Annotated in this window: 23 protein-coding genes; 8 read left to right on the top strand and 15 right to left on the bottom strand. The window is 72.0% G+C overall.

Features of this window, described 5'->3' with window-relative positions; translation table 11 throughout:
* Positions 1-23: 23 nt before the first annotated feature.
* From AB0L37_RS36110 to afsQ1, 3 genes are read right to left on the bottom strand one after another with little or no spacing between them, the layout of a single operon-like run.
* The gene (locus AB0L37_RS36110; protein ID WP_365515582.1) at positions 24-626 is read right to left on the bottom strand and encodes a hypothetical protein; all 603 of its coding nucleotides are present in this window, start codon (positions 624-626) and stop codon (positions 24-26) included.
* Positions 623-2,203 (bottom strand): HAMP domain-containing sensor histidine kinase, encoded by a 1,581-nt coding sequence (locus AB0L37_RS36105; protein ID WP_365515580.1) that lies wholly within the window; start codon positions 2,201-2,203, stop codon positions 623-625. Before AB0L37_RS36105 ends, AB0L37_RS36110 begins: the two co-directional genes overlap by 4 nt.
* Entirely contained in the window at positions 2,200-2,877 is a 678-nt protein-coding gene (afsQ1, locus tag AB0L37_RS36100; RefSeq protein ID WP_365515577.1) for a two-component system response regulator AfsQ1, read from the bottom strand. Before afsQ1 ends, AB0L37_RS36105 begins: the two co-directional genes overlap by 4 nt.
* 218 nt (positions 2,878-3,095) lie before the next feature.
* Between afsQ1 and AB0L37_RS36095 the strand changes: the two genes are divergently transcribed.
* On the top strand, positions 3,096-3,860 hold the full coding sequence (locus AB0L37_RS36095) for a SigE family RNA polymerase sigma factor (RefSeq protein ID WP_365515574.1): 765 nt from the start codon (positions 3,096-3,098) through the stop codon (positions 3,858-3,860).
* Between the two features lie 166 nt (positions 3,861-4,026).
* Here AB0L37_RS36095 and AB0L37_RS36090 read toward each other — a convergent pair whose 3' ends face one another.
* Entirely contained in the window at positions 4,027-4,659 is a 633-nt protein-coding gene (locus AB0L37_RS36090; RefSeq protein WP_365515571.1) for an ATP-binding protein, read from the bottom strand.
* A gap of 129 nt (positions 4,660-4,788) precedes the next feature.
* Between AB0L37_RS36090 and AB0L37_RS36085 the strand changes: the two genes are divergently transcribed.
* Entirely contained in the window at positions 4,789-5,217 is a 429-nt protein-coding gene (locus AB0L37_RS36085) for a hypothetical protein (protein ID WP_365515568.1), read from the top strand.
* A gap of 2 nt (positions 5,218-5,219) precedes the next feature.
* On the opposite strand, the gene AB0L37_RS36080 is transcribed toward AB0L37_RS36085, so the two are convergent.
* Together AB0L37_RS36080 and AB0L37_RS36075 are read right to left on the bottom strand one after the other, a co-directional pair.
* Positions 5,220-6,635 (bottom strand): DHA2 family efflux MFS transporter permease subunit, encoded by a 1,416-nt coding sequence (locus AB0L37_RS36080; RefSeq protein ID WP_365515565.1) that lies wholly within the window; start codon positions 6,633-6,635, stop codon positions 5,220-5,222.
* A gap of 8 nt (positions 6,636-6,643) precedes the next feature.
* On the bottom strand, positions 6,644-7,237 hold the full coding sequence (locus tag AB0L37_RS36075; RefSeq protein WP_365515562.1) for an NAD(P)H-dependent oxidoreductase: 594 nt from the start codon (positions 7,235-7,237) through the stop codon (positions 6,644-6,646).
* A gap of 145 nt (positions 7,238-7,382) precedes the next feature.
* On the opposite strand from AB0L37_RS36075, the gene AB0L37_RS36070 reads away from it, so the two are divergent.
* Positions 7,383-8,108, top strand: a complete 726-nt coding sequence (locus AB0L37_RS36070; RefSeq protein ID WP_365515560.1) for a TetR/AcrR family transcriptional regulator — start codon at positions 7,383-7,385, stop codon at positions 8,106-8,108.
* Between the two features lie 78 nt (positions 8,109-8,186).
* Here AB0L37_RS36070 and AB0L37_RS36065 read toward each other — a convergent pair whose 3' ends face one another.
* From AB0L37_RS36065 to deoC, 3 genes are read right to left on the bottom strand one after another with little or no spacing between them, the layout of a single operon-like run.
* Positions 8,187-9,074 (bottom strand): aldehyde dehydrogenase family protein, encoded by an 888-nt coding sequence (locus AB0L37_RS36065; protein WP_365515557.1) that lies wholly within the window; start codon positions 9,072-9,074, stop codon positions 8,187-8,189.
* A complete protein-coding gene (locus AB0L37_RS36060; protein ID WP_365515554.1) occupies positions 9,067-10,503 on the bottom strand; it encodes an aldehyde dehydrogenase family protein in 1,437 nt (478 codons plus the stop codon). The genes AB0L37_RS36065 and AB0L37_RS36060 overlap by 8 nt, the downstream gene beginning before the upstream one ends.
* Positions 10,504-10,509: 6 nt before the next feature.
* The gene (deoC, locus tag AB0L37_RS36055) at positions 10,510-11,472 is read right to left on the bottom strand and encodes a deoxyribose-phosphate aldolase (protein ID WP_365515656.1); all 963 of its coding nucleotides are present in this window, start codon (positions 11,470-11,472) and stop codon (positions 10,510-10,512) included.
* Between the two features lie 497 nt (positions 11,473-11,969).
* Between deoC and AB0L37_RS36050 the strand changes: the two genes are divergently transcribed.
* A complete protein-coding gene (locus tag AB0L37_RS36050; protein ID WP_365515551.1) occupies positions 11,970-12,578 on the top strand; it encodes a PH domain-containing protein in 609 nt (202 codons plus the stop codon).
* A 3-nt stretch (positions 12,579-12,581) separates the two neighbouring features.
* Here AB0L37_RS36050 and AB0L37_RS36045 read toward each other — a convergent pair whose 3' ends face one another.
* The 4 genes from AB0L37_RS36045 to AB0L37_RS36030 form a co-directional block, all read right to left on the bottom strand.
* Positions 12,582-13,778, bottom strand: a complete 1,197-nt coding sequence (locus tag AB0L37_RS36045; RefSeq protein WP_365515548.1) for a hypothetical protein — start codon at positions 13,776-13,778, stop codon at positions 12,582-12,584.
* Positions 13,779-13,957: 179 nt separating this feature from the next.
* The gene (locus AB0L37_RS36040) at positions 13,958-15,613 is read right to left on the bottom strand and encodes a phospho-sugar mutase (RefSeq protein ID WP_365515545.1); all 1,656 of its coding nucleotides are present in this window, start codon (positions 15,611-15,613) and stop codon (positions 13,958-13,960) included.
* Between the two features lie 52 nt (positions 15,614-15,665).
* On the bottom strand, positions 15,666-16,490 hold the full coding sequence (locus AB0L37_RS36035) for a purine-nucleoside phosphorylase (RefSeq protein WP_365515542.1): 825 nt from the start codon (positions 16,488-16,490) through the stop codon (positions 15,666-15,668).
* Between the two features lie 358 nt (positions 16,491-16,848).
* Complete coding sequence (locus AB0L37_RS36030) at positions 16,849-17,286, bottom strand: gamma-glutamylcyclotransferase (RefSeq protein ID WP_338699876.1); 438 nt, start codon at positions 17,284-17,286, stop codon at positions 16,849-16,851.
* Between the two features lie 130 nt (positions 17,287-17,416).
* Between AB0L37_RS36030 and AB0L37_RS36025 the strand changes: the two genes are divergently transcribed.
* Positions 17,417-18,865 (top strand): NAD(P)H-quinone dehydrogenase, encoded by a 1,449-nt coding sequence (locus AB0L37_RS36025; RefSeq protein ID WP_365515539.1) that lies wholly within the window; start codon positions 17,417-17,419, stop codon positions 18,863-18,865.
* Positions 18,866-19,050: 185 nt separating this feature from the next.
* Positions 19,051-20,016, top strand: coding sequence for a DeoR/GlpR family DNA-binding transcription regulator (locus AB0L37_RS36020; RefSeq protein ID WP_365515536.1), 966 nt, complete (start codon positions 19,051-19,053; stop codon positions 20,014-20,016).
* Positions 20,017-20,181: 165 nt separating this feature from the next.
* Here AB0L37_RS36020 and AB0L37_RS36015 read toward each other — a convergent pair whose 3' ends face one another.
* A complete protein-coding gene (locus tag AB0L37_RS36015) occupies positions 20,182-20,766 on the bottom strand; it encodes a TetR/AcrR family transcriptional regulator (RefSeq protein WP_365515533.1) in 585 nt (194 codons plus the stop codon).
* 115 nt (positions 20,767-20,881) lie between these two features.
* Between AB0L37_RS36015 and AB0L37_RS36010 the strand changes: the two genes are divergently transcribed.
* Both AB0L37_RS36010 and AB0L37_RS36005 read left to right on the top strand, forming a co-directional pair.
* The gene (locus AB0L37_RS36010; RefSeq protein WP_365515530.1) at positions 20,882-21,868 is read left to right on the top strand and encodes a helix-turn-helix transcriptional regulator; all 987 of its coding nucleotides are present in this window, start codon (positions 20,882-20,884) and stop codon (positions 21,866-21,868) included.
* Positions 21,869-21,997: 129 nt separating this feature from the next.
* Entirely contained in the window at positions 21,998-22,714 is a 717-nt protein-coding gene (locus AB0L37_RS36005) for a hypothetical protein (RefSeq protein ID WP_365515528.1), read from the top strand.
* A gap of 80 nt (positions 22,715-22,794) precedes the next feature.
* Here the strand turns inward: AB0L37_RS36005 and AB0L37_RS36000 are convergent.
* The coding region (locus AB0L37_RS36000; protein ID WP_365515525.1) for a biotin/lipoyl-containing protein at positions 22,795-24,285 on the bottom strand (1,491 nt) is incomplete at its 5' end.

Raw genomic sequence — 24,285 nt, 5'->3', positions numbered from 1 at the left:
TGTCACCCCGGGGGCGGGAGGTGTCAGCCGACGGTTTCGGCCGGCGCCGGGATCAGACCGGGCCGCGCCTTCACCGCGTCCGTGCACTCGTAGGAGCGCAGCGGGTCGCCCGACGGGCCGCCGAGGACGACGTGGTCGCTGCCGTCCGTCGTCACCTTGCTGTTCGCGAACGTGCAGACGATCTGGGCCAGCGCGTTCGGCGAGAGGTCGTCCGGCGGCGTGCTCAGGCGCAGCGCGTCGACCGGGTCGCCCTTGAGCGGCCCGGAGACCTTGGTGGCGGCCGCGACGTCCGTCGAGTAGCCGGCCTCCTTCTCGGCCGCCGTCAGCGACTTGCCGAGCTCGGCGAGCAGCGCCTGCGCGACCAGGACGCGGTCGGAGGACGAGTCGCGCTCCAGCGTCACCGTACGGTCGACCGTCACCAGCTGCGAGGTGCACACGAGATACACCTGCACCGGGAACTCGCCGCCCGCGCGGGCCCGCATGTCGTCGGCGCCCGACAGGGAGCAGCCCACGCGCGTGGGCGCGGCGCCGAAGTCGGTCGGTACCTCCGTGGAGCGGATCCCGCAGCCGGAGAGCAGAACGGCGCTGAGCCCGAGCAGGCTCAACAGCCTTGTACGCAGCCTCACTTGACGCCACCGTCTTCCTGGGGCGCGGAGTCGGGGTCGTGGGCGTCGTCCCGCGCCGACTCGGTCAGCGCCGACGCGTCGCGCGGCAGGCGCAGGGTGAACACGGCGCCGCCGTCGGGGGAGTTGGCCGCGGTGATCTCGCCGCCGTGGATGTGGGCGTTCTCCATCGCGATGGACAGGCCCAGGCCGCTGCCCTCCGAGCGCGGGCGGGAGGCGCTCGCCTTGTAGAACCGGTCGAAGACGTGCGGCAGCACGTCCTCGGGGATGCCCGGGCCGTGGTCCCGTACGGCGATGACGAGGTCGTCGCCCTCCATCCGGACGGCCACCCGCACCGGCGATCCGCCGTGCTTGAGTGCGTTGCCGATCAGGTTGGCGAGGATCACGTCGAGGCGGCGCGGGTCGAGCATGGCCATGATGCCGCGCTCGGCGTCGAGGTCGACGGCGTCCAGCCAGGCGCGGGCGTCGATGCAGGCGGTGATCTGGTCGGCGATGTCGACGTTGTCGAGGACGAGCCGGGCGGTGCCCGCGTCGAAGCGGGTGACCTCCATCAGGTTCTCGACGAGGTCGTTCAGGCGCCGGGTCTCGCTGACCACGAGCCGCACGGCGGGCTCGATCATCGGGTCCACGGACCCCGTCTCCGCGTCGAGCTCCTCCTCCAGGACCTCGGTCACGGCGGTGATCGCGGTCAGCGGCGTCCGCAGCTCGTGCGACATGTCGGCGACGAAGCGGCGCGAGGACTCGTCGCGGGCGCTCATGTCCGCGACCTTCTTCTCCAGGTTCTCGGCCGTCTTGTTGAACGTCCTCGACAGCTCGGCGAGTTCGTCGGTTCCCGAGACGCGAAGCCGCGTGTCCAGCTTGCCCTCGCCGAGCCGGCGCGCGGCGACACCGAGCCGGTGCACCGGCTTGAGCACGGTCGTCGCGGCGGCCTGCGCGAGCAGCGCCGAGCCGATCAGGGCGAGCGCGGTGGCGATCCCGAGCGACCAGGCCAGGGAGTTGAGGTCCTTGGCCTCCGGCTCCAGGGACTTGAGCATGTAGCCGGTCGGCCCGCCGGCCACCTTCGCGCCGCCGACCAGGTACGGGGTGTCGTCCTGCGTGGAGCGCTGCCAGTACAGGTGGTACGCGTACTTGTTGCCGTCGTCGACCGGCTGCTTGTCGTTCACGGCGTGCCGCAAGGACTGCGGTACGTCGTTGATGGTGAAGGCGTCGAGATCCGAATTGCCCTGCACCCGCTTGCCGTTCTCGTCCTCGCCGATGAGCAGCACGCTGAAGTGCTGGCTGCTGTCGGCCATCAGGTTCGCCGCGTGCTGGAGCTCGCCCTGCGTGGGGTGCTCGGGCAGGACGGCGGCCCGGTTCTGCATCTCCTGCTGGAAGTCGCTGAGCGCCGAGTCCTGGGTGCGGGTCAGGACGGCCTCGCGGTTGAGCCAGTACGCGATGCCGGACGCGGAGACGGCGGCCGTCAGGGCGACGAGCGCGAACACGACGACGAGGCGCAGCCGCAGGCTGGTGAAGCGCAGCCCGGACAGGAACGCCTTCTTCGTCGCGGCGACACCGCGGGGCTTGTCGTGCGGCTCCGTCACTGAGGCGTGTCCAGCCGGTAGCCGACGCCGCGCACGGTACGGATCAGGGTCGGCGATGACGGCACGTCCTCGACCTTCGCGCGCAGCCGCTGCACACACGCGTCGACGAGCCGCGAGTCACCGAGGTAGTCGTGCTCCCAGACCAGACGCAGCAGCTGCTGCCGGGACAGGGCCTGGCCCGGCCGCCGGCTCAGCTCCAGCAGCAACCGCAGCTCGGTGGGCGTCAGCTGGAGGTCCTCGCCGTTCTTGGTGACGGTCATCGCCGCGCGGTCGATGACGAGGGAGCCGAACGACGCCGCGTCGTTGGCCTCCCGCTCGCCGCGGCGCAGCACGGCACGGATACGGGCGTCGAGCACCCGCCCCTGCACCGGCTTGACCACGTAGTCGTCGGCGCCCGACTCCAGACCGACGACCACATCGATGTCATCGCTGCGCGCGGTGAGCAGGATGATCGGCAGCTGGTCCGTGCGCCGGATGCGCCGGCACACCTCGAACCCGTCGATGCCGGGCAGCATCACATCGAGAACGATCAGATCCGGCCGCGACTCGCGCAGCAGCTTCAGACCGTCCTCACCGGTGGCAGCGGTGGCGACCCGGTGGCCCTGGCGCGTAAGAGACAGCTCCAGGGCCGTGCGGATGGCGTCGTCGTCCTCGATCAGCAACAGGGAAGGCACGAGCGCCATTCTGGCCCATCAGAGGCCTTTAGTTCGACCGCCGGTGAGGTCTCGCACGCGACCCGCACACGCACAGGCCGCTGTGACAGGTCTGTGACAGTCGACGGACACCGTCATGAAGTCGCCCGGGCAAGCTTTTGGACATCGCAACGAACGACCGCGATGACGCAGGGAACGACCGCAGGGAAGTACCGGAACTCCACGACGGGGGGCGCGAGATGAACACGCTGCACAGCACCACCTCAAGCGCAGTTGTCACGCGTCTGCACGACCTGGGCCGGACGGTCGCCGAGCGTCACGAGAAGTCCGGTGCCGTGAGCGGGCGGGGGTGCGCTCGCGGCACCGGGCGTCAGCACGCCGGTTACATGACGGTGGTTGACGCGTACCAGGCGGTCTCCGAGGGGGGAGCTCACGGGGGAGCCGCGTACAGGGAGGAATCGGGGGAGCAGCGTCCTTCCTTGTCGGAGGCCGAGTTCACGGCCTACGTCCAGGAGCGCCGCGCCTCCCTGTACGCAACCGCCTACCACCTGACCGGTGACCGTTTCGAGGCCGAGGACCTGCTCCAGAGCGCCCTCTTCTCGACGTACCGGGCCTGGGACCGGATCAGCGACAAGGCCGCGGTCGGGGGCTACCTCCGCCGCACCATGACGAACCTGCACATCAGCGCGTGGCGCCGCCGCAAGCTGAACGAGTACCCGACCGAGGAGCTGCCGGAGACGGCCGGCGACACGGACGCGATGCGCGGTACGGAGCTGCGCGCGGTGCTCTGGCAGGCGCTGGCCCGGCTGCCCGAACTCCAGCGCACGATGCTCGTGCTCCGCTACTACGAGGGCCGCACCGACCCGGAGATCGCCGAGATCCTCGACATCAGCGTCGGCACGGTCAAGTCCAGCATCTGGCGCTCGCTGCGCCGGCTGCGCGACGACGAGGTCCTGAGCTTCGGCCGGGACCAGGAGGAATCCTTCGGCGAGCTCGTCGCCTGAGGCCGGGGGACACGGGGGCCCCGCTCGGGGGAGCGGGGTGGCAACAACCGGGGGGATCCGGGGGGATCACGGGGGACCCGGGGGGGGGGATCCAGGGGGGGATCGAGGCGGGATCGGGAGGCCGGGGGGTCTTTCCGGTCCCGTTTCTGTGTTCTCCCGCGCGTGGTTACGCGGCGCGTGCCTTCACGCAGCGTCCGGCCGCGGCGGCCGCCAGCCGGCCGAGGGCCTCCTCCTTGCCGCAGGCGTGCGCGCCGAGCGCCACCTGACGCGCCACGATCGAGCGCTCCTCGCGCATCAGGCGCCAGCCGCGCCGCAGCAGGAACGGGACCGACTTGCGGCCCTCCTTGAGGTCGCGAAGGAGCCGGCGGCGGAACGTCGTCGAGGGCCGTCCGCGCAGACACAGGGCGTCCGCGAGCACCCCGAGCTCCCGGCACCGCTCCACGATGTCCGCGGCGAAGATCCCCTCGGCGATGAACAGGGGCGTGCGCGCGATGTCGAGCGCCTCCTCGCCCACCCGGGAGCTGGTCGCGATGTCGTACACCGGGACGTTCGTACGCCCCTTCTCGCACAGCTCGACGATCGCGGCGAGCGCCACGTCCGCGTCCCAGGACAGCGGTGAGTCCCAGTCGATGTCCGAGGTGCCGGGCACCAGCGGCAGCGTCGGGTCGCCGGCCTCCTTGTAGAAGTCGTCGAGGCAGAGCACGGGCAGCCCGGAGCGGGTGGCGAACGACGACTTGCCCGACCCGGAGGGGCCGGCGAGCAGGACGACCCGGGTCGGTATCGGAGGATGCGAACTCACGAGAGAACAGTGTGCGGCATCCGGGGCGGAACGCCGACCCCGCGTGGTGGCGTTGTGGCGCGGACCACGTCAACTACGCTACGTCGCCATACGGTTACTCGTCCTCCGAGAGGCTCAGGCGGAAACATCATGGCTCGACACGCAGCCCCCAAGTCCCTTTCCGGCTCCCGGCGTTCACTGCTGTGCGCCGGTCTGACCCTGGCCGCGGCGGGTGCCGCCGTGGGTGCGGGCGGCGCCGCCGCGAGCGCCGAGCCCCTGCACCCGGCGCAGGCGGCCGGCCTGTCCGCGCCGGGCGGGGACGGCGGCTCCGTGGGCGCGGGCCAGGCGCTGACCGGCGCGCTCCACGCGTCGACCGCGGGCGGCCTCGCCCCCGCCAAGACCCTGCGGCTCGACCCGCTGGCCGGCACGGCCGTCGACCCGCTCGACAACTCCCTCGGCACCCAGGTCGCCGACTTCAAGCCGGTCAGCACGGCCGCGGTCACGGCCCCGCTGACGTCGGGCGGCTCGCTGGACGACCTGCCGGTGGTCGGCCCCGCCACCGGCCTGCTGCCCGGCTGATCTCAGGCGCGCCGGGCACGCAGAGGGACTTCCCGTACGAGGGCGGCCGCCGCGAACGCCACCGCGCACAGCGCCGCCGTGCCGACCGCGACCCCGTGCAGGCCGGCGACGATGCCCGCGGGGCCGGAGCCCTCGTGCGCCCGCTGGGCGAACACCGACCCGAGCACCGCGACCCCGAGCGAGCCCCCGACGGTCCGCAGCAGCGTCTGCGTGCCGCTCGCCGCGCCGATGTCGCGGGGCTCGGCGCTGTTCATGGTGATCAGCAGCGCGGGCTGGAGCAGGCAGCCGAGGCCGACGCCCAGGACCAGCGTCAGGGCGGACGCCGCCCAGGTCGCCGTCCCCGTGCCGAGCAGCAGCAGGGCCAGTGCGCCGGCCGTCGCCACGGCGCCGCCCGCGAGCGGATAGTGCCGGTAGCGGCCGCCGTCGCCCACCCGCCGCCCGATGGTCAGCTGGGCGCCCATCATGCCGAGCATCAGCGGGAGCAGCAGCAGCCCGCTCCCGGTCGCCGACATGCCCCGTACGTGCTGCGTGTACTGCGGCAGATAGGTGGCGGCCGCGAGCATGGCCGCCCCCGCGGTGAAGCTCAGTACCTGCGCCACCCCGAAGTTGCGGTCGCGGAACAGACGGGGCGGGATCACCGGCTCGGCCGCGCGCCGCTCCACCGCGACGAACCCCGCGAGCGCCGCCACCGAGACCAGGGCGAGCGCCCCGATCGGCGGTGACAGCCAGGCGTACGTCGTCCCCGCCCACGACGACAGCAGTGTCAGGGCGAGGATCGCGGCGGTGAGCAGCGCCGCGCCCGCGAGGTCGGCGCGGGCCTTCACGCGCTCGGTGCGCACCCGCACGCCCACCCCGACGACAGCGAGGGCGAGGGCCCCGACGGGCACATTGACGTAGAACACCCACCGCCAGTCCAGGTGGTCGGTGAGGAAGCCGCCGAGCAGCGGTCCGCCGATCATCGCGGCGGGCAGCAGGACGCCGATGACGGACTGCGAGCGCCCCGCCCCCGCGGGCCCGAGCAGCGTGCCGACGAGCGAGAGCGCCCCGACGAACAGGCCGCCCGCGCCGACGCCCTGCACCGCCCGGAACGCGATCAACTGCCCCATGTCCTGGGCGAGTCCGCACAGCACGGACCCGGCGAGGAAGACGGCGATCGAGGCGAGGTAACCGCCCTTGCGGCCGTAGAGGTCGCCGGCCTTGCCCCACAGCGGGGTGGTCACGGCCGTGGCGAGGAGGTAGGCGGTGACCACCCACGACAGGTGGTCGAGGCCGCCGAGGTCGTCGACGATGACGGGCAGGGCCGTGCCGACGATCGTGCCGTCCAGGGTGGCGAGCACGATGCCGAGCAGCAGTCCGGCGATCACGAACCGGGGCGGTGTCGCCCGCTCCTCGGCCGTCTGCTCCATGAGCGTCGTCATGGCCGCCCTCAAGCCGCGTACGGGCGACGGGACTTGGCGTCGCGCAGGGCGTGCGCCCACCAGGTCAGCTGGTCGAGCATCGCCTTGGCCGCGGCGTCCACGGCCGGGTCGTCGACGCGGCCGTCGGCGTCGAAGGCCCCGTAGGCGTTGTGGAAGCTGACCGTGTTGCGGATGGTCGTGGCGTTCAACTCGGCCATGACGACGCGCAGTTGCTCGACCGCGCGCAGGCCGCCGGACAGGCCCCCGTACGAGACGAAGGCGACCGGCTTGCCGTGCCACTCCGTGTTGTGCCAGTCGATCGCGTTCTTCAGGGACGCCGGGAAGCTGTGGTTGTACTCGGGCGTGACGAGGACGAACGCGTCGGCGGCGGCGAGGCGCGGCGAGACCGTCGCGAGGGCCTCGGCCGTGCCGGGCGGCGGCTGCTCGCCGAAGGCCGGCAGGACGGTCGGCAGCGGTGTCTCGGCGAGGTCGACGACGTCGGCGAACAGATCGGCGCGCTGGGCGAGTTGGCCGGTCAGCCACCGCGTGACGACCGGCGCGAAGCGGCCCTCGCGAGTGGAGCCGACGAGGACGGCGACGCGCAGCGGATCGGAGCTGGACATGGGAACCCCCTGTATGTGTACGGCGTACACTCTGCTGTGCGTACAACGTACACATCGATGTGTACGGCGTCCACCGTGGATACGATGTACACGCCCGCATGCCTGACCGAACCGACCGAACCGACCGAACCCGAGGAGCCCGCCGGTGGCCACGAAGAAGACGGCAGCGCCCGACGTGTCCCTCTGGGAGCGCGTCGAGCGGCCTGCCGCGCCGCGCGCCGGGCTCACCGCGCGGCGGATCGCCGAGGTCGCCGTCGCCGTGGCGGACGCGGAGGGGTTCGCGGCCGTGACCATGCGCCGGATCGCCACGGAACTCGGCGTCGCGCCCATGGCCGCCTACCGCCACGTCTCCGGCAAGGACGACCTGCTCGCGCTGATGGTGGACGGGGTCTCGGCGGAGCTGGTGATCCCCGACGACGTGACCGGCTGGCGGGAGGTGCTGCGCACGTTCGCCGTACGGACGCGGGACGTGACCCTGCGCCACCCGTGGATGATCCAGCTGCCCGCGCCGCTCTTCGTGCTCACACCGACGCGGATGGCCGTCGCGGAGCGACAGTTGGCGTCCCTCGACGGCCTGGGGCTCGACGCCGACGCGATGATGGCCGCGTTCCGCACCGTCGCCTCGTACGTCCACGGGGCGACGCAGTCGGAGGTGGCCCTCGCCCGGTTCATGGAGGAGCACGGGTGGGGCAGCGGCGACGAGACCCGGCGGGAACTCGCGCCGCAGATGAACTACCTGCTGGACACCGGCCGTTACCCGGTCTACCGCGCCTACGCGCACAGCGCGACCCGCAAGGACGACCCCGCCTGGGCCTTCGAGTTCGGCCTCGACTGCGTGCTCGACGGGATCGCGCGGCGCCTGGAGATCTGACTCCGCGGAAAGCGGCGAGGCCCCTGCCCCTCCTGGACGGAGGAGGGGCAGGGGCCTCGGGACCTGAGGGAGGGGCCGCTAGTACGAGGACCCGGACGCGCCCAGCGAACCCGTCGGGTGCCAGACCGTCTTGGTCTCCAGGAAGTACGTCAGGCGGTCCGTGCCCGGGTCCGCCGTGAAGTCCTCCACAGGCTGGGGACGACGCACCCGCTTCAGGTTGTCCGCCGCCGCGATCTCCAGCTCCTTCGCGAGCTCCGCGCCGGCGCCGGTCAGGTCGATGCCGTTGACGTCCTGGTGCGCGGCGAGCGACGGCGCGATCTCCGCGGCCTTGCCGGACAGGATGTTGACGACGCCGCCGGGCACGTCCGACGTGGCGAGCACCTCGCCGAGCGAGAGCGCGGGCAGCGGGGCCTTCTCCGACGCGATCACGACGACCGTGCTGCCGGTGGCGATGACCGGCGCGATCACGGAGACCAGGCCCAGGAAGGACGACTCCTGCGGCGCGAGGACGGTGACGACGCCCGTCGGCTCCGGCGTGGAGAGGTTGAAGAACGGGCCCGCGACCGGGTTCGCCCCGCCCACGACCTGCCCGATCTTGTCGGTCCAGCCCGCGTACCAGACCCAGCGGTCGACGGCCGCGTCGACGACGGCCGCCGCCTTCGACTTGCCGATGCCCTCCGCCTCGGACACCTCGCGCACGAACTGCTCGCGGCGGCCCTCCAGCATCTCGGCGACGCGGTAGAGGACCTGGCCGCGGTTGTACGCGGTCGCGCCCGACCAGCCGCCGAACGCCTTGCGCGCGGCGACGACGGCGTCGCGGCCGTCCTTGCGGGAGGAGAGAGGGGCGTTGGCGAGCCACTCACCCTTGCTGGAGGTCACTTCGTACACCCGGCCGCTCTCGGAACGCGGGAACTTCCCGCCCACGTACAGCTTGTAGGTCTTGAGGACACTCAAACGGTCAGACACTGAGGTACCCCTCCAGGCCGTGACGGCCGCCCTCGCGGCCGAAGCCCGACTCCTTGTAGCCGCCGAAGGGCGAGGTCGGGTCGAACTTGTTGAACGTGTTGGCCCAGACGACACCCGCGCGCAGCTTGTTGGCGACAGCGAGGATCCGCGACCCCTTCTCGGTCCAGATGCCGGCCGAGAGCCCGTACTGCGTGTTGTTCGCCTTGGCGACGGCCTCTTCCGGCGTACGGAACGTCAGGACCGACAGGACCGGGCCGAAGATCTCGTCGCGGGCGACGGTGTGCGCCTGCGTGACGTTCGTGAAGAGCGTCGGCGCGAACCAGTAGCCGGACGACGGGAGTTCGCACGGCGCGGACCAGCGCTCCGCGCCCTCCGCCTCACCGGTCTCGGCGAGCGCGGTGATCCGGGCGAGCTGCTCCGCGGAGTTGATCGCGCCGATGTCGGTGTTCTTGTCGAGCGGGTCGCCGAGGCGCAGGGTCGACAGGCGCCGCTTGAGCGCGTCGAGCACCTCGTCCTGCACGGACTCCTGGACGAGCAGGCGTGAACCCGCGCAGCAGACCTGGCCCTGGTTGAAGAAGATGCCCGTGACGATGCCCTCGACGGCCTGGTCGATCGGGGCGTCGTCGAAGACGATGTTGGCGCCCTTGCCGCCGAGCTCCAGGGTCAGCTTCTTGTCCGTACCGGCGACGGTACGGGCGATCTGCTTGCCGACGGCGGTGGAGCCGGTGAACGCGACCTTGTTCACGTCCGGGTGCGCGACGAGCGCGGCGCCCGCGTCGCCGTATCCCGGAAGGATGTTGACGACGCCCTTCGGCAAGCCCGCCTGGCGGCAGATGTCGGCGAAGAAGAGCGCGGACAGCGGGGTCGTCTCGGCGGGCTTGAGGACCACCGTGTTGCCCGTGGCGAGCGCCGGGGCGATCTTCCACGCCAGCATGAGCAGCGGGAAGTTCCACGGGATGACCTGGCCGGCGACGCCGAGCGGCGCCGGGTTCGGGCCGAAGCCCGCGTGGTCGAGCTTGTCGGCCCAGCCCGCGTAGTAGAAGAAGTGCGCGGCGACCAGGGGGAGGTCCGCGTCGCGGGTCTCCTTGATCGGCTTGCCGTTGTCGAGCGTCTCCAGGACGGCCAGCTCGCGGCCGCGCTCCTGGATGATGCGCGCGATGCGGAACAGGTACTTGCCGCGCTCGGCGCCCGGCAGGGCGCTCCACTTCTCGAACGCCTTGCGGGCGGCCTTCACGGCACGCTCCACGTCGGCCTCGCCGGCCTGCGCGACCTCGGAGAGGACCTCCTCGGTCGACGGCGAGACGGTCTTGAAGACCTTGCCGTCGGCGGCCTCGGTGAACTCGCCGTCGATGAAGAGCCCGTACGAGGGTGCGATGTCGACGACGGACCGCGACTCGGGCGCGGGCGCGTACTCAAATGCGTTTGCCATGGGTGATCAGTCCACCGTCACGTAGTCGGGACCGGAGTAGCGTCCGGTGGCCAGCTTCTGACGCTGCATCAGCAGGTCGTTCAGGAGGCTGGAGGCGCCGAACCGGAACCAGTGGTTGTCGAGCCAGTCCTCGCCCGCCGTCTCGTTCACGAGCACGAGGAACTTCACGGCGTCCTTCGAGGTACGGATGCCGCCGGCGGGCTTCACGCCGATCTGGATGCCGGTGGCGGCGCGGAAGTCGCGCACGGCCTCCAGCATGAGGAGGGTATTGGCGGGAGTGGCGTTCACCCCGACCTTGCCCGTCGACGTCTTGATGAAGTCCGCCCCGGCCAGCATGCCGATCCAGCTCGCGCGCCGGATGTTGTCGTACGTCGACAGCTCGCCGGTCTCGAAGATGACCTTGAGCCGGGCGGACCCGGAGGCCTCCTTCACGGCGCGGATCTCCTCGTAGACCTTCATGTAGTGGCCGGCGAGGAAGGCGCCGCGGTCGATGACCATGTCGATCTCGTCGGCCCCTGCCTCGACGGCGTCCTGCACGTCGGCCAGCTTCACGTCGAGCGCGGCGCGGCCCGCCGGGAAGGCGGTGGCGACGGAGGCGACCTTCACGTCGGTGCCGGCGACGGCGGCCTTCGCGGTGGCCACCATGTCGGGGTAGACGCAGACGGCCGCGGTGCGCGGGGTCGAGCGGTCCGTCGGGTCCGGGTTGACGGCCTTCGCGCCGAGGGCCCGGACCTTGCCCGGGGTGTCGGCGCCCTCAAGGGTCGTCAGGTCGATCATCGAGATGGCGAGGTCGATGGCGTACGCCTTCGCCGCGGCCTTGATGGAACGGGTCCCCAGGGCAGCGGCCCGCGCCTCCAGGCCCACCGCGTCGACGCCAGGCAGTCCCTGGAGGAATCGGCGCAGAGTGGCCTCGGAGGCGGTGGCGTCGGCCAGCGCGTGTTCTTTGGCGGTTGCGGGTGCAGTGGGCATGGTCACGAGGGGAGCATATCTACGCGCGTAGCGGCTGTACAGGGGCGCTCCGCTATGTGCGGGGCTTGCGGCCGGCCCCGCCAGGGGCGCGGGGAACTGCGCGCTCAGCCACGACGGCGTGCCACCCGCCGACGAAGGGCACCCGGCAACGGCGCTGAGGCCTGGGGGCTCCGCCCAGACCCCGCGGCTCAATCGCCCCGCCAGGGGCGCGGGGAACTGCGCGACCAGCCACGACGGAGTGGCACCCGCCGACGAAAGGGCACCCGGCAACGGCGCTGAGGCCCGGGGCTCTGCCCCGGACCCCGCTGCTCAATCGCCGCAGGGGCTTGATTTGCCCAGGCCCGCTGCGCAGGCGCCGGAGGGCTTGATTGGCCCAGGTCCGCTGCGCAGGCGCCGGAGGGCTTGATGGGGCCGATGCGGGGGCGCGGAGGTGGGAGGGGGCCGGCGTCCGGGCCCGACTGCTCCAGCTCAGCGCAGCGTCAGGCAGAATCGGGGGCATGGAGAGCAAAACCACGTCCCCGGACCGCATCTACCGGTCACCCGCCGGCATCGCCGGAGGCGTCGTGCTGCTCGTCATCGGCGCCTGGCTCGGGTTCGACGCGGTGGTGAGCGGCGACGGCCGCACCCCGTGGCTGGCCCTCGCGGGGCTGCTGTTCGCCGTGCCGCTGGTGATCGCGTTCACCATCCGCCCCGCCGTCTACGGCAACGACGACCGCCTCCGCATCCGCAACCCGTTCCGCGTGATCACGCTCCCGTGGGCCGCCGTCGGAGGCTTCCGCTCCAGCTACTCGAACGAGGTGCTCGACCAGCAGGGCGCCAAGTACCAGCTCTGGTCGATCCCGGTCTCCCTGCGCGCCCGCCGCAAGGCGCAGCGCAGCCAGATGCGCGCCGAGACCAAGGCGGCCCGCAATCCCTCGGCCACCCCGGAGCCGCCGGCGCCCCGCCCCTCCGCCGACCAGGCCATGAACGAGCTGCGGGAGCTGTGCGAGGCCCGCGCGCGGGCCACCACGTCGCAGGGCGAGCCGACCGTGCGCTGGGCGTACGAGATCATCGCCCCGGCGATCGCGGGCGCGGTCCTGCTCGTGATCGTCGCCGCCCTCGGATAACGGCTAAGGCGCGCTCGGCCATACGAGCACCATGTACGCGCCGCAGTACGCCCCGCACAGCACCGCGCCGGTCACCCCGAGCACCAGGAACCGCCGCGACGCCCGTGCCATCACCAGCGCCAGAGGCAGCAGCAGCGGGAACGCGGGCAGCAGGAAGCGGGCCCGGGAGAAGTAGACGCCGCCGCTGCCGAGCACGATCGCGAGCAGCACGCCGGTGAAGATCAGCAGGGGCAGCGGCTGACGGTCCCAGACCGACAGCGCGAACAGCACCACCGACGCGAGCAGCGTGGCCGTCACGATCACCAGGAAGAGTTCGGGCGTCGAGTCGTACGCGAGGAACTCCCGCATCCGGCGCAGCGTCTCGACGCCGCCGTCCAGCTCGTTGTGCCAGAGCTTCTGCACGGCGAAGTAGCCGTCCCAGCGGCCGAGCCGCAGCCCGACCCATCCCACGTACGCGAGCCAGCCCAGCGGGGCGATCAGTGCGCCCGTGAGGACCCGCCAGGAGAAGTGGCGGCGCAGGGCGAGGAGTCCGCACAGGCTCACCGCGGCGGCGAGCGCGATGCCGGTGGGCCGGGTCAGGCCGGAGAGCGCGGCGAGGGATCCGGCCCACAGCCACCGTCCGGTGAGGACCGCGTAGAGGGACCACGCCGCGAACGCGGTGAACAGCGACTCGGTGTAGCCCATCCACTCGACCAGGCCGACCGGCAGGCATGCCCACAGGAAGGTCAGCAGGGTGCCGACGCGGCGGCCGTACAGCCGGTTGCCGACCGCGAAGACGCCCCACGCGGCCGGGAACGAGCAGACCACCGCGAGGACGAGGCCGACGCTCGCGCGCGAGCCCGGCGTCACGACCGCGAAGCCCTTCACGAGGTACGGGTACAGCGGGAAGAACGCCAGGTTGTTGGCGTCGTACTCGGTGCCGAGCTCCCGTGCGTAGCCGTGGTCGGCGATGCCCAGGTACCACTTCGAGTCCCAGTCGGCGGCGAGCGTCGGCCAGATGCCGTGGCCCTCCTTGTGCGCCCACACGCCGAGCACGAGCAGCGCGAAGACGCGGACCGCCGTGTACGCGAGCAGCGCGGGGGCGGCCTGGCGCAGGGAGCGGGCGGCGCGGGAGCGGATCCCGTCGAACGTGAGCGACGTGGTGGGGCGGCTGCGCCGGGCCGGGGGGAGGAGAGGGGCCTCGGTGGCGGTCGGGGGCACGTCGGCGGCTCCTGGGAGTCTGTTGGGTGACGGAGTCAGGACGGAGTCGGGGAAGCGACAAGGGCGGGGGCAACGTTCCCGTCGCGCCCCGCCCTTGTCGCCCCGCCTTGCGTCAACTGACCCGCAGAAATCACCCGTTGGAGTGCCCCGGAGGGCCTCCGGTGACGCGGAGCCGCGCCTCAGATCCCGGCGGCCGCCGACAGGTCCCGCTTGATCTCCGCAAGCCGCTCCGCCGCCGCCTCGCGCGCCGCCGGAAGCCCCGCGCGGTCCGCGACCGACACGACGACCTCCAGGTAGCACTTCAGCTTGGGCTCCGTGCCGGACGGGCGGACGATGACGCGCGCGCCGTCCAGGGTGTAGCGCAGGCCGTCCGTCGGGGGCAGCCCGTTCGCACCCTCCGTCAGGTCCTCGGCCTTCGTCACGGCCAGGCCCGCGAGCCGCGCCGGGGGCTGCTCGCGCAGCCGGCGCATGGCGTCCGCGATGACCGTCAGGTCCTCGACGCGCACGCTCAGCTGGTCCGTGGCGTGCAGACCGTGCGCGAGGGCCAGGTCGTCGAGCGCGTCCAGGAGCGTGCGCCCCCGCTCCTTCAGCTCGCTCGCCAGCTCGGTGACGAGCAGCGCGGCCGTGATGCCGTCCTTGTCGCGCACGCCCTCGGGGTCGACGCAGTAGCCGAGCGCCTCCTCGTAGCCGTAGCGCAGGCCCTCGACGCGGGCGATCCACTTGAAGCCGGTCAGCGTCTCCTCGTACGGGAGCGACGCGGCCTCGGCGATCCGGCCGAGCAGCGACGACGACACGATCGACTCGGCGAGCACGCCGGTGACACCGCGCTTGACCAGGTGGGCGGCGAGCAGCGCGCCGACCTCGTCGCCGCGCAGCATGCGCCAGTCGCCGCCGTCCGCGACGGCCACGGCGCAGCGGTCCGCGTCCGGGTCGTTGGCGATGATCAGGTCGGGGGCCTCGGGCAGCGCGCGGGCGGTCGCGAACGACAGGTCCATCGCGCCCGGCTCCTCCGGGTTCGGGAAGGCGACCGTCGGGAAGTCCGGGTCGGGCTCGGCCTGCTCGGCGACCAGCACCGGCGCGGGGAAGCCCGCGCGGGCGAACGCGGCGAGCAGGGTCTCCTTGCCGACGCCGTGCATCGCCGTGTAGACGGTGCGTGCGGTGCGGGCGGACCCGGGGGCCAGGACCGCGTCCGTACGCGCCAGGTAGGCCTCCAGAACCTCGTCACCGAGGGTCTCCCAGCCGCTGTCAGGACGCGGTACGTCGTTCAGCGAGACCACCGCGTCGATCTCGGCGGCGATCTCCGCGTCCGCGGGCGGCACGATCTGCGAGCCGTCGCCGAGGTACACCTTGTAGCCGTTGTCGCGGGGAGGGTTGTGCGAGGCCGTGACCTCCACACCCGCCACCGCGCCCAGGTGCCGTATGGCGAAGGCGAGGACGGGCGTGGGCAGCGGGCGGGGGAGCACCGCGGCGCGCAGCCCGGCACCCACCATGACCGCAGCCGTGTCCCGCGCGAAGTCCGCCGACTTGTGGCGCGCGTCGTAGCCGATCACGACCACGCCGTCCGTCTGCCCCTTGGCCTTCAGGTACGCGGCCAGGCCCGCGGCCGCGCGGATGACCACCGCGCGGTTCATCCGCATGGGGCCCGCGCCCAGCTCACCGCGCAGACCCGCCGTGCCGAACTGCAGCGTTCCCGAGAAACGCTCGCCGATGGCCTCCAGATCGCCGGCCTCGATGAGCTTGGCCAGCTCCTCACGGGTCTCGGCGTCGGGGTCCTCCGCCAGCCAGGTCTTGGCCCGGTCGAGCAGTTCGCTGCCAGATACGGTCACGGTTCGCATTCCTTCGGACGTCAGTCGCGTACGGAGAGTCGTACGGGGAGTCGTACGGGGATCAGATCTTGGCGAGGACCTGGGTCAGGAGCTCGCCCATGCGGACGGCGGAGTCGCGGCCGGCCTGGAGGACTTCCTCGTGGTTGAGCGGCTCGCCGGACAGGCCCGCGGCCAGGTTCGTCACCAGGGAGATACCCAGGACCTCGGCGCCCGCCTCACGGGCCGCGATGGCCTCCAGCGTGGTGGACATGCCGACCAGGTCGGCGCCGAGGATGCCCGCCATGCGGACCTCGGCCGGGGTCTCGTAGTGCGGGCCGGGGAACTGGGCGTACACGCCCTCTTCCAGCGTCGGGTCGATCTCCTGGCACAGCTGGCGCAGGCGCGGCGAGTACAGGTCCGTGAGGTCGACGAAGTTCGCGCCGACGATCGGCGACGTCGCCGTCAGGTTGATGTGGTCCGAGATGAGGACCGGCTGGCCCGGGCGCATGCCCTGGCGCAGACCGCCGCAGCCGTTGGTCAGCACGATGGTCTTGCAGCCCGCCGCGGCGGCCGTGCGCACGCCGTGCGCGACCGAGGCGACGCCGCGGCCCTCGTAGTAGTGGGTGCGGCCCAGGAAGACCAGGGCGCGCTTCTCGCCGACCTGGTACGAGCGCACCTTGCCGCCGTGGCCCGCCACCGCCGCGCCGGTGAAACCGGGCAGCTCGGTGAAGGGGAACTCGGCGGCGGGCGCGCCCAGCGCCTCGGCGGCGGGCGCCCAGCCGGAGCCCATCACGAGGGCGACGTCGTGGGTCTCGGCGCCGGTGAGCTCGCGCAGGCGGGCGGCGGCGGCGTCGGCGGCGGCGTAGGGGTCGCCCTGGAGGTGGTCCGGAGTCACAGATGCGTTCACGCGGTTGAGGGTAGCCGGTCAAGTCCTACGCGCGTAGATGACAAGGCTCACGGGATTGGGATCGTTGTCTTGTCGTTTCCGACGAATGCGCTCCGCTGGGGGCGGGAATTCAGCGCCGTGGGGCGGGGCCGTCGTGGGCGGGTGCGGGTGGGTGGGGGGCTGGTCGCGCAGTTCCCCGCGCCCCTGAGATGCGCACCTTCGGTGCGGCATCTCCCCGATGGCCTCAGCCTTGATCGGGGAAATGCGACGCGAAGCGTCGGCATTTCAGGGGCGCGGGGCTGTGTCATTAGCGGCTCCGCCGCGGGGCGCGACCAGCCCCCACCGGACCCGCACCCGACGACAAAGCACCCCGGTCACATCAGCACGGGCGCTTGCGGAGCTCCATCACGTAGTCGTGCGGGGCGCCCGCCGATTCCGCTGCGTCGGCGATCTCGCCGAGGTACCGCGCCGAGGGGAGGCCCCCCTCGTACCCGTTCAGTACGTAGACCCAGGCGGGCTCCTCGCCCTCAAGGGTGTCGACCCGCACCCGCATCCGCCGGTAGATGTCGAGCCCGACACCCTCCCAGCGGTCCATCGACTCCTCGTCCATCGGGGCGATGTCGAAGAGCGCGACGAAGACCTGCGACCGGGGCGCCTCCACGACGGTGGCGAGCGCGCCTTCCCAGCCCATGTGCTCGCCCCCGAACGTCAGCCGCCAGCCGTTCAGCCAGCCCGTCGCGCGCAGCGGCGAGTGCGGAGCGCGGCGCGTCATGAGCCGCGGGTCGAGATTGCCGGCGTACGCGGCGTAGAGCGACATGAGACCGAGGGTACGTCAGACGGCTCACCCGTCTCCTCGGTAACCGAACCAGCCCTCTTAAGAGGGGATACGCGCGGACGGCACCCGGACGGGGGCCCCGGCTCGGTGCGGGCTTGAAGCGTGCGGGACAATGGGGCATGTGACTCGGATCGTGATCATCGGTGGCGGACCTGGCGGATACGAGGCGGCACTGGTGGCCGCTTCGCTCGGCGCGGAGGTGACCGTCGTCGACTGCGACGGTCTGGGCGGGGCGTCGGTGCTCACCGACTGCGTGCCGTCGAAGACCCTGATCGCCACGGCCGAGGTGATGACCACCTTCGACTCCTCGTACGAGGAGCTCGGCATCATCGTCGAGGACGACACCCCGGACCCGGACTCCCCGGCCCGCGTGGTCGGCGTCGACCTCGGCAAGGTCAACCGCCGTGTGAAGCGCCTCGCGCTCGCCCAGTCCCACGACATCACCGCCTCCGTCACCCGCGCGGGCGCCCGCGTGCTGCGCGGCCGCGGCCGGCTCGACGGACAGCAGGACCTCGACGGCTCCCGCAAGGTGATCGTCACCGCCGCCGACGGCAGCGAGGAGACCCTCGTCGCCGACGCCGTGCTGCTCGCGACCGGCGGCCACCCGCGCGAGGTCCCCGACGCGCAGCCCGACGGCGAGCGCATCTTCAACTGGACGCAGGTCTACGACATGGAGGAGCTCCCCGAGGAGCTCATCGTGGTCGGCTCCGGTGTCACGGGCGCCGAGTTCGCGGGCGCCTACCAGGCCCTCGGCTCCAAGGTCACCCTCGTCTCGTCCCGCGACCGCGTGCTGCCCGGCGAGGACCCGGACGCGGCTGCCGTCCTGGAGGACGTCTTCCGGCGCCGCGGCATGAACGTCATGGCCCGCTCGCGCGCCGCCTCCGCCAAGCGCGTCGGCGACCGTGTCGAGGTCACCCTGAACGACGGCCGGGTCATCTCCGGCACCCACTGCCTGATGGCGGTCGGCGCGATCCCCAACAGCGAGGGCCTCGGCCTGGAGGGTGCCGGCGTCAAGGTGAAGGAGTCCGGGCACATCTGGACCGACAAGGTCTCCCGGACGACCGCTCCCGGCGTGTACGCGGCCGGGGACGTGACCGGGGTCTTCGCCCTCGCCTCCGTGGCGGCGATGCAGGGCCGCATCGCGATGTACCACTTCCTGGGCGACGCGGTGGCGCCGCTCAACCTGAAGACGGTGTCGTCGAACGTCTTCACCGACCCCGAGATCGCCACCGTCGGCGTCTCGCAGGCGGACGTCGACTCCGGCAAGTTCGACGCCCGCGTCGTCAAGCTGCCGCTGCTGCGCAACCCGCGCGCGAAGATGCAGGGCATCCGGGACGGCTTCGTCAAGATCTTCTGCCGTCCGGGTACCGGGATCGTCGTCGGCGGTGTGGTCGTCGCGCCGCGCGCTTCGGAACTGATCCACCCCATCTCGATCGCGGTCGATAACAATCTGACGGTGGAACAGATCGCGAACGCGTTCACCGTGTACCCCTCGCTGTCGGGCTCGATCGCCGAAGTGGCCCGACAGCTGCACACGCGGAAGGTCGCCGAGGAGAGCTGATCCCTCCCTGCGGGGATCAACTCCGTGCAGGTCACGGTGAGTTGCGGCCCATGCGGGCGGCATAGGCGCGACGGGTAGGCACCCCTGTCGCGCCTATACCACTTCCAGGGTTGTTGTGCGAACAGAACCTGTAATTCGGCGCAAACTGCTGAAAGCAGACGGTCGTTGGGGTTACTGTCAGTTTCGTGTTCGCTGCAGAACGTCGTCAATTGATCCTCGAAATGGTGCGGGCCAACGGAGCGGTATCGCTCCGGGAGCTCGCCCGCGTCGTCCAGACCTCCGAAGTGACCGTACGGCGGGACGTGCGCGCACTGGAGGCAGAAGGACTCCTCGACCGCCGACACGGCGGTGCGGTATTGCCGGGCGGATTCACGCGGGAGTCCGGCTTTCCGCAGAAATCACATCTCGCGACCGCAGAGAAGACGGCCATCGCCGATCTCGCCGCGGGTCTCGTCGAAGAGGGCGAGGCCATCGTGGTGGGCGCGGGGACGACCACGCAGGAGCTGGCCCGCCGGCTCGCGCGTGTGCCGGGCCTGACCGTCGTCACCAACTCGCTCCTCGTCGCCCAGGCGTTGGCCCATGCCAACCGGGTCGAGGTCGTCATGACCGGTGGCACGCTGCGGGGCTCCAACTACGCACTGGTCGGCAGCGGTGCGGAGCAGTCCCTGCAAGGCCTGAGAGTGTCCCGGGCGTTCCTGTCCGGCAGCGGTCTCACGGCCGAGCGCGGGCTCTCCACGTCCAACATGCTGTCGGCCTCCGTCGACCGTGCCCTTGTGCAGGCCGCGGCCGAGGTCGTGGTGCTGGCCGATCACTCCAAGCTCGGTACGGACACCATGTTCCAGACCGTGCCCACGGACGTGATCACGCGTCTCGTCACCGACGAGCCGCCGGCTCATGACGACCGCGCCGCCACGGAACTGCAGGCGCTGGCCGATCAGGGCGTGCAGATCGCCGTCGCGGGGTCAGGTCCGGGCTCGGCCTCGGCCGGGGGCGGTGATTCCGTCCCGGCGCGCCAGCAGCGCCGGGATGTCCCCCTGCCGGTCCAGCGCCGAAGCCAACTCCCCGGCGGGGGCCACCCGTTGAGGAACGCGGCGACGCTGGACGCTGGTCCTGAACGTTCAGCCCGGGTCGCGGATCTCCGGCGCCGGTAAGTCATGCTTTTGAGCCCTTCCGGTGCCGGTTGAGCCATTCAAGCCCCTGCGGCGATTGAGCAGCGGGGTCTGGGGCAGAGCCCCAGGGCTCAGCACCGTTGCCGGTGGAGCTTTCGTCGGCACCTACAACGCCGTCGTGGCTGGTCGCGCAGTTCCCCGCGCCCCTCACGGGGCTGTAATACCCCGCAGCGTGAGGCGCAGGAGGCGGTCCGCCAGGTCCGGGTCCGACGGCGTCTCCTCAGCGGCCAGCGCGATCGCATTGGTGAGTTGCAGGAGGTCCGAGATGGACACGTCATGGCGTACCGCGCCCGACTCCTGGGCCCGGGACAGCAGCGCCTGCCCCGCCTCCCGCATCGGATCACTGCACCGCGACAGCGCCGAACTGGCGTCCTGCGACGCCGACATGAGGGCCCGCGAAAGCCCGCGGTACTCGCTCGCGTGGGTGATGATCCCGCGCAGCCACGTCACGAGCGCCGAACACGGCTGCGGAGCGTCGAGGAGAGCCCGCGCCCGGTCGAGCAGATCGCTGACCGCGTCCTCGAAGACGGCGCTCATCAGCGCGTACCGGTTCGGAAAGTGCCGGTACAGCGTCCCGATACCGACCCCGGCAGCCCGGGCCACGTCCTCCAGGGACGCCCCGGTGCCGTGCTCGGCGAACGCCTTGCGCGCCTGGACGAGCAGCCGCTCGTAGTTGCGGCGCGCGTCCGCACGCATGGGACGGGCACGGTCCTGCTCGGTACCGGACGTCATCGGGCCTCCCTGGGCATGCACGGGGCCTTCAAGGATGCCTGATGGTACGACCGGCCCGGTGCGGAGGGACGGCCACCGCAGTAGCGTCGACTCAGGGAACGTCCTGGAGTGCGGGATGGACATCAGCGCCGACGACGTACGGGGTGTGCGGCAGCTCGTACGGGAACTCGAACAGACCGGTGACGTCGAGGAGTTGCGGGCGCTCGCGGTGCGCGAACTCGTCCGCCTCATCCCCGCCGACGGCGGCCAGTGGTACCAGTTCGCGGAGCACGCCCCCGGCGTGCGCGCGCTCGCGCTGCCCGCCGAGTCCTTCCACGCCGACCCGACCGTGATCTACGAGCACCCCGTGGACCACCCGCTGACCGAGGCCATGCTCGTCGCGGGGACCGGCGGCGCCTGGCGGGTCAGCGATGTCGCGGCCGACCTCGACTGGCAGCGCACCCACTGCTACAACCTCGACTTCCGCCCCTTCGGCATGCGCCGCCACCTCGTCGCCAGCAGCCGCGAGCCGGCCGGCGTCGTCGGCTACGCCCTGGTGCGCGGCGGCAGCGACTTCACCGAGCACCAGCGCGAGCTGCTCGGCTACGCCCACCCGCGCATCGCCGCCGCCGAGCGGCTGCTCCTGGAGCGGCAGCGGATGCTCGCCCTGGCCGCCGCCGCGCTCGACTCCGTCGGACGCCCCGGCCACGGTGCGGTCGCCGCGGGGGAGGACGGCTCCCTCCAGCCCCTGGACAGCGTCGCCGAGGCCCTGCTGCCGCTCGTGCGCGACGATCCGCGCCTTGCCGCCCCCGGCACGTTCCGGGTGGCGCACACGCGTGTGCGGGTCGTGCCGTGCGCGGTGCCCGGCGTGCCGCGCCTGGTGCTCCTGCACGACCTGGCGCCGGGCCGCGCAGCCGCCCGGCGCCTCGGCCTCACCGAGCGCGAGCACCGCACGCTGGAACACATCGACGCGGGCCGCACCCCGGCCGAGGCCGCCCGCGCGATGGGCATCTCCCTGACGACCGTACGAGGCTATGTGGCATCCCTGCACCGCAAGCTGGCGGCGGGTCACACCGCCGCACTACTGCGCACGGGACGGGAGTTGGGGCTGCTCGGGGAGTGAGCCCCGCACCGCGCGCGGGCCGCGGGCGCCCCTCAGAATTGACGGATGGCCCGGGCGGGAGGGCGCGGCTTCACTGGTGGCAGCCAAGGCCTCAAGGCACCGAGGGCATCAAGGCACAGGGGGAACGCCATGACCGCCACACCGTCGCCCGCGCACGTACCAGCGGCCCGCTCCGGAGCCACCGCCGGACGGGTGGGCCCCGCCCGCACCACCATGGCCGTGGTGGCGCTCCTGGGGCCCGTCCTGTTCATCCTGGCGTTCCTCTTCGAGCCGTACGGGCTCGACGCGGACGACAAGGGGATGGTGCGGGGCATCGCCGAGCACACCGGGCAGATGAAGGCCGACCTGTGGATCTGGCTGGCCGCCTCGCTGGTGCTCACCGCAGCCGTCCTCGTCGTCGGCGTCTACGCGATGGCCCGCTCGCCGAAACTCGGCCTCGCCGCGACGCTGTTGTTCGGCGGCGCCGTCCTCCTCATCAACGGCACCCCGTCCACCGACGCCGTCACCCTCGCGGGTCTCGACAAGGGGATCGACCAACCGGCCCTGCTCACCCTCCAGAAGGGCATCGAGTCGCTGCCCCAACTGAACGTCGCCATCATCGGGTTCGTCGCCGGCCACGTCATCGGATCGATCCTGATGGGCGTCGCGCTGCTGCGCAGCCGGGCCGTCCCGGTGTGGGCCGCGTGGGCGGTGATCGTGGCGATGCCCCTCAACGTCGCCGGATGGATCAGCGGCGTGGAGGCGCTGGCCATCGTCGGGTTCGCCGCCCTGGCCGTGGGCTTCGGCGCGGTGGGCCTGTCCATCGCCCGCAACGGCACCGGCTGGGCACGCGTCGCGCAGACCTGAGCTTTCCAGGGGGAACGGGAAAGGGCCCGCTGAACCGGTGTCGGTTCAACGGGCCCTTCCTGTATGCCGGTCGAGCGGCGTCAGTCCTTGATCTCGCAGATGGCGGCGCCGGAGGTGAGGGAGCCGCCGACCTCGGCGGACAGGCCCTTGATGGTGCCGGACTTGTGCGCGTTGAGGGGCTGTTCCATCTTCATGGCTTCCAGGACGACGACGAGGTCGCCTTCCTTGACCTCCTGGCCCTCCTCGACGGCGACCTTGACGATGGTGCCCTGCATCGGGGAGGCGAGGGTGTCGCCGGAGGCGGCGGGGCCGGACTTCTTGGCCGCGCGGCGCTTGGGCTTGGCACCCGCCGACAGGCCGGTGCGGGCCAACGACATGCCCATCCCGGCGGGCAGCGAGACCTCAAGACGCTTGCCGCCGACCTCGACGACGATCGTCTCGCGGTCCCCGTCCTCGTCATCGGCGTCCGCGCCACCCGGCGCGAACGGCTTGATGTCGTTGACGAACTCCGTCTCGATCCACCGGGTGAAGATGGTGAACGGCTCGGCGGAGCCGGTCAGTTCCGGGGCGAACGCCGGATCGGTCACGACCTTGCGGTGGAAGGGGATGGCGGTCGCCATGCCCTCGACGTCGAACTCCGCCAGCGCGCGGGCGGCCCGCTCCAGGGCCTCCTTACGGGTGCGGCCGGTGACGATCAGCTTCGCGAGCAGCGAGTCCCAGGCCGGGCCGATGACCGACCCGGACTCGACACCGGCGTCCAGGCGCACCCCGGGGCCGGTGGGCGCCTCGAACTTGGTGACGGTGCCGGGCGCGGGCAGGAAGCCCCGCCCCGGGTCCTCGCCGTTGATACGGAACTCGAAGGAGTGCCCGCGCAACTGCGGGTCGCCGTAGCCGAGTTCCTCACCGTCGGCGATCCGGAACATCTCCCGGACCAGGTCGATCCCGGCGACTTCCTCGGTGACCGGGTGCTCGACCTGGAGGCGCGTGTTGACCTCCAGGAAGGAGATCGTGCCGTCGGCGCCGACCAGGAACTCGACCGTGCCGGCGCCGACGTAGCCGGCCTCCTTCAAGATCGCCTTCGAGGCCGCGTACAGCTCCTCGACCTGCGCGTCGGACAGGAACGGCGCGGGCGCCTCCTCGACGAGCTTTTGGTGGCGGCGCTGCAGCGAGCAGTCACGGGTCGACACGACCACCACGTTGCCGTGGGAGTCGGCCAGGCACTGGGTCTCGACGTGGCGCGGCTTGTCGAGGTAGCGCTCCACGAAGCACTCGCCGCGGCCGAACGCGGCGACGGCCTCGCGCACCGCCGAGTCGTACAGCTCGGGCACCTCGTCCAGGGTGCGGGCGACCTTCAGGCCGCGGCCGCCGCCACCGAAGGCGGCCTTGATCGCGATCGGCAGGCCGTGTTCCTCGGCGAAGGCGACGACCTCGTCGGCACCCGACACCGGATCCGGCGTACCGGCGACGAGCGGAGCACCGGCGCGTTGCGCGATGTGCCGGGCGGCGACCTTGTCACCGAGGTCGCGGATGGCCTGCGGGGGCGGGCCGATCCAGATCAGGCCGGCGTCCAG

It is taken from the genome of Streptomyces sp. NPDC052225, from assembly GCF_040679615.1.
GTDB lineage: Bacteria > Actinomycetota > Actinomycetes > Streptomycetales > Streptomycetaceae > Streptomyces.
Note: the sequence above shows the minus strand (reverse complement) of the source record. Positions and strands in the feature narration are given on the sequence as shown.

Excerpts from the sequence above, each read along its gene's own strand:
- AB0L37_RS36015 (WP_365515533.1), bottom strand. The coding sequence starts at position 20,766 with ATGACGTCCGGTACCGAGCAGGACCGTGCCCGTCCCATGCGTGCGGAC.
- AB0L37_RS36075 (WP_365515562.1), bottom strand. The coding sequence starts at position 7,237 with ATGTCCAGCTCCGATCCGCTGCGCGTCGCCGTCCTCGTCGGCTCCACT.
- AB0L37_RS36050 (WP_365515551.1), top strand. The coding sequence starts at position 11,970 with ATGGAGAGCAAAACCACGTCCCCGGACCGCATCTACCGGTCACCCGCC.
- AB0L37_RS36080 (WP_365515565.1), bottom strand. The coding sequence starts at position 6,635 with ATGACGACGCTCATGGAGCAGACGGCCGAGGAGCGGGCGACACCGCCC.
- AB0L37_RS36025 (WP_365515539.1), top strand. The coding sequence starts at position 17,417 with ATGGGGCATGTGACTCGGATCGTGATCATCGGTGGCGGACCTGGCGGA.
- deoC (WP_365515656.1), bottom strand. The coding sequence starts at position 11,472 with ATGCCCACTGCACCCGCAACCGCCAAAGAACACGCGCTGGCCGACGCC.
- AB0L37_RS36005 (WP_365515528.1), top strand. The coding sequence starts at position 21,998 with ATGACCGCCACACCGTCGCCCGCGCACGTACCAGCGGCCCGCTCCGGA.
- AB0L37_RS36060 (WP_365515554.1), bottom strand. The coding sequence starts at position 10,503 with ATGGCAAACGCATTTGAGTACGCGCCCGCGCCCGAGTCGCGGTCCGTC.
- AB0L37_RS36010 (WP_365515530.1), top strand. The coding sequence starts at position 20,882 with ATGGACATCAGCGCCGACGACGTACGGGGTGTGCGGCAGCTCGTACGG.
- AB0L37_RS36030 (WP_338699876.1), bottom strand. The coding sequence starts at position 17,286 with ATGTCGCTCTACGCCGCGTACGCCGGCAATCTCGACCCGCGGCTCATG.
- AB0L37_RS36095 (WP_365515574.1), top strand. The coding sequence starts at position 3,096 with ATGAACACGCTGCACAGCACCACCTCAAGCGCAGTTGTCACGCGTCTG.
- AB0L37_RS36040 (WP_365515545.1), bottom strand. The coding sequence starts at position 15,613 with ATGCGAACCGTGACCGTATCTGGCAGCGAACTGCTCGACCGGGCCAAG.
- AB0L37_RS36085 (WP_365515568.1), top strand. The coding sequence starts at position 4,789 with ATGGCTCGACACGCAGCCCCCAAGTCCCTTTCCGGCTCCCGGCGTTCA.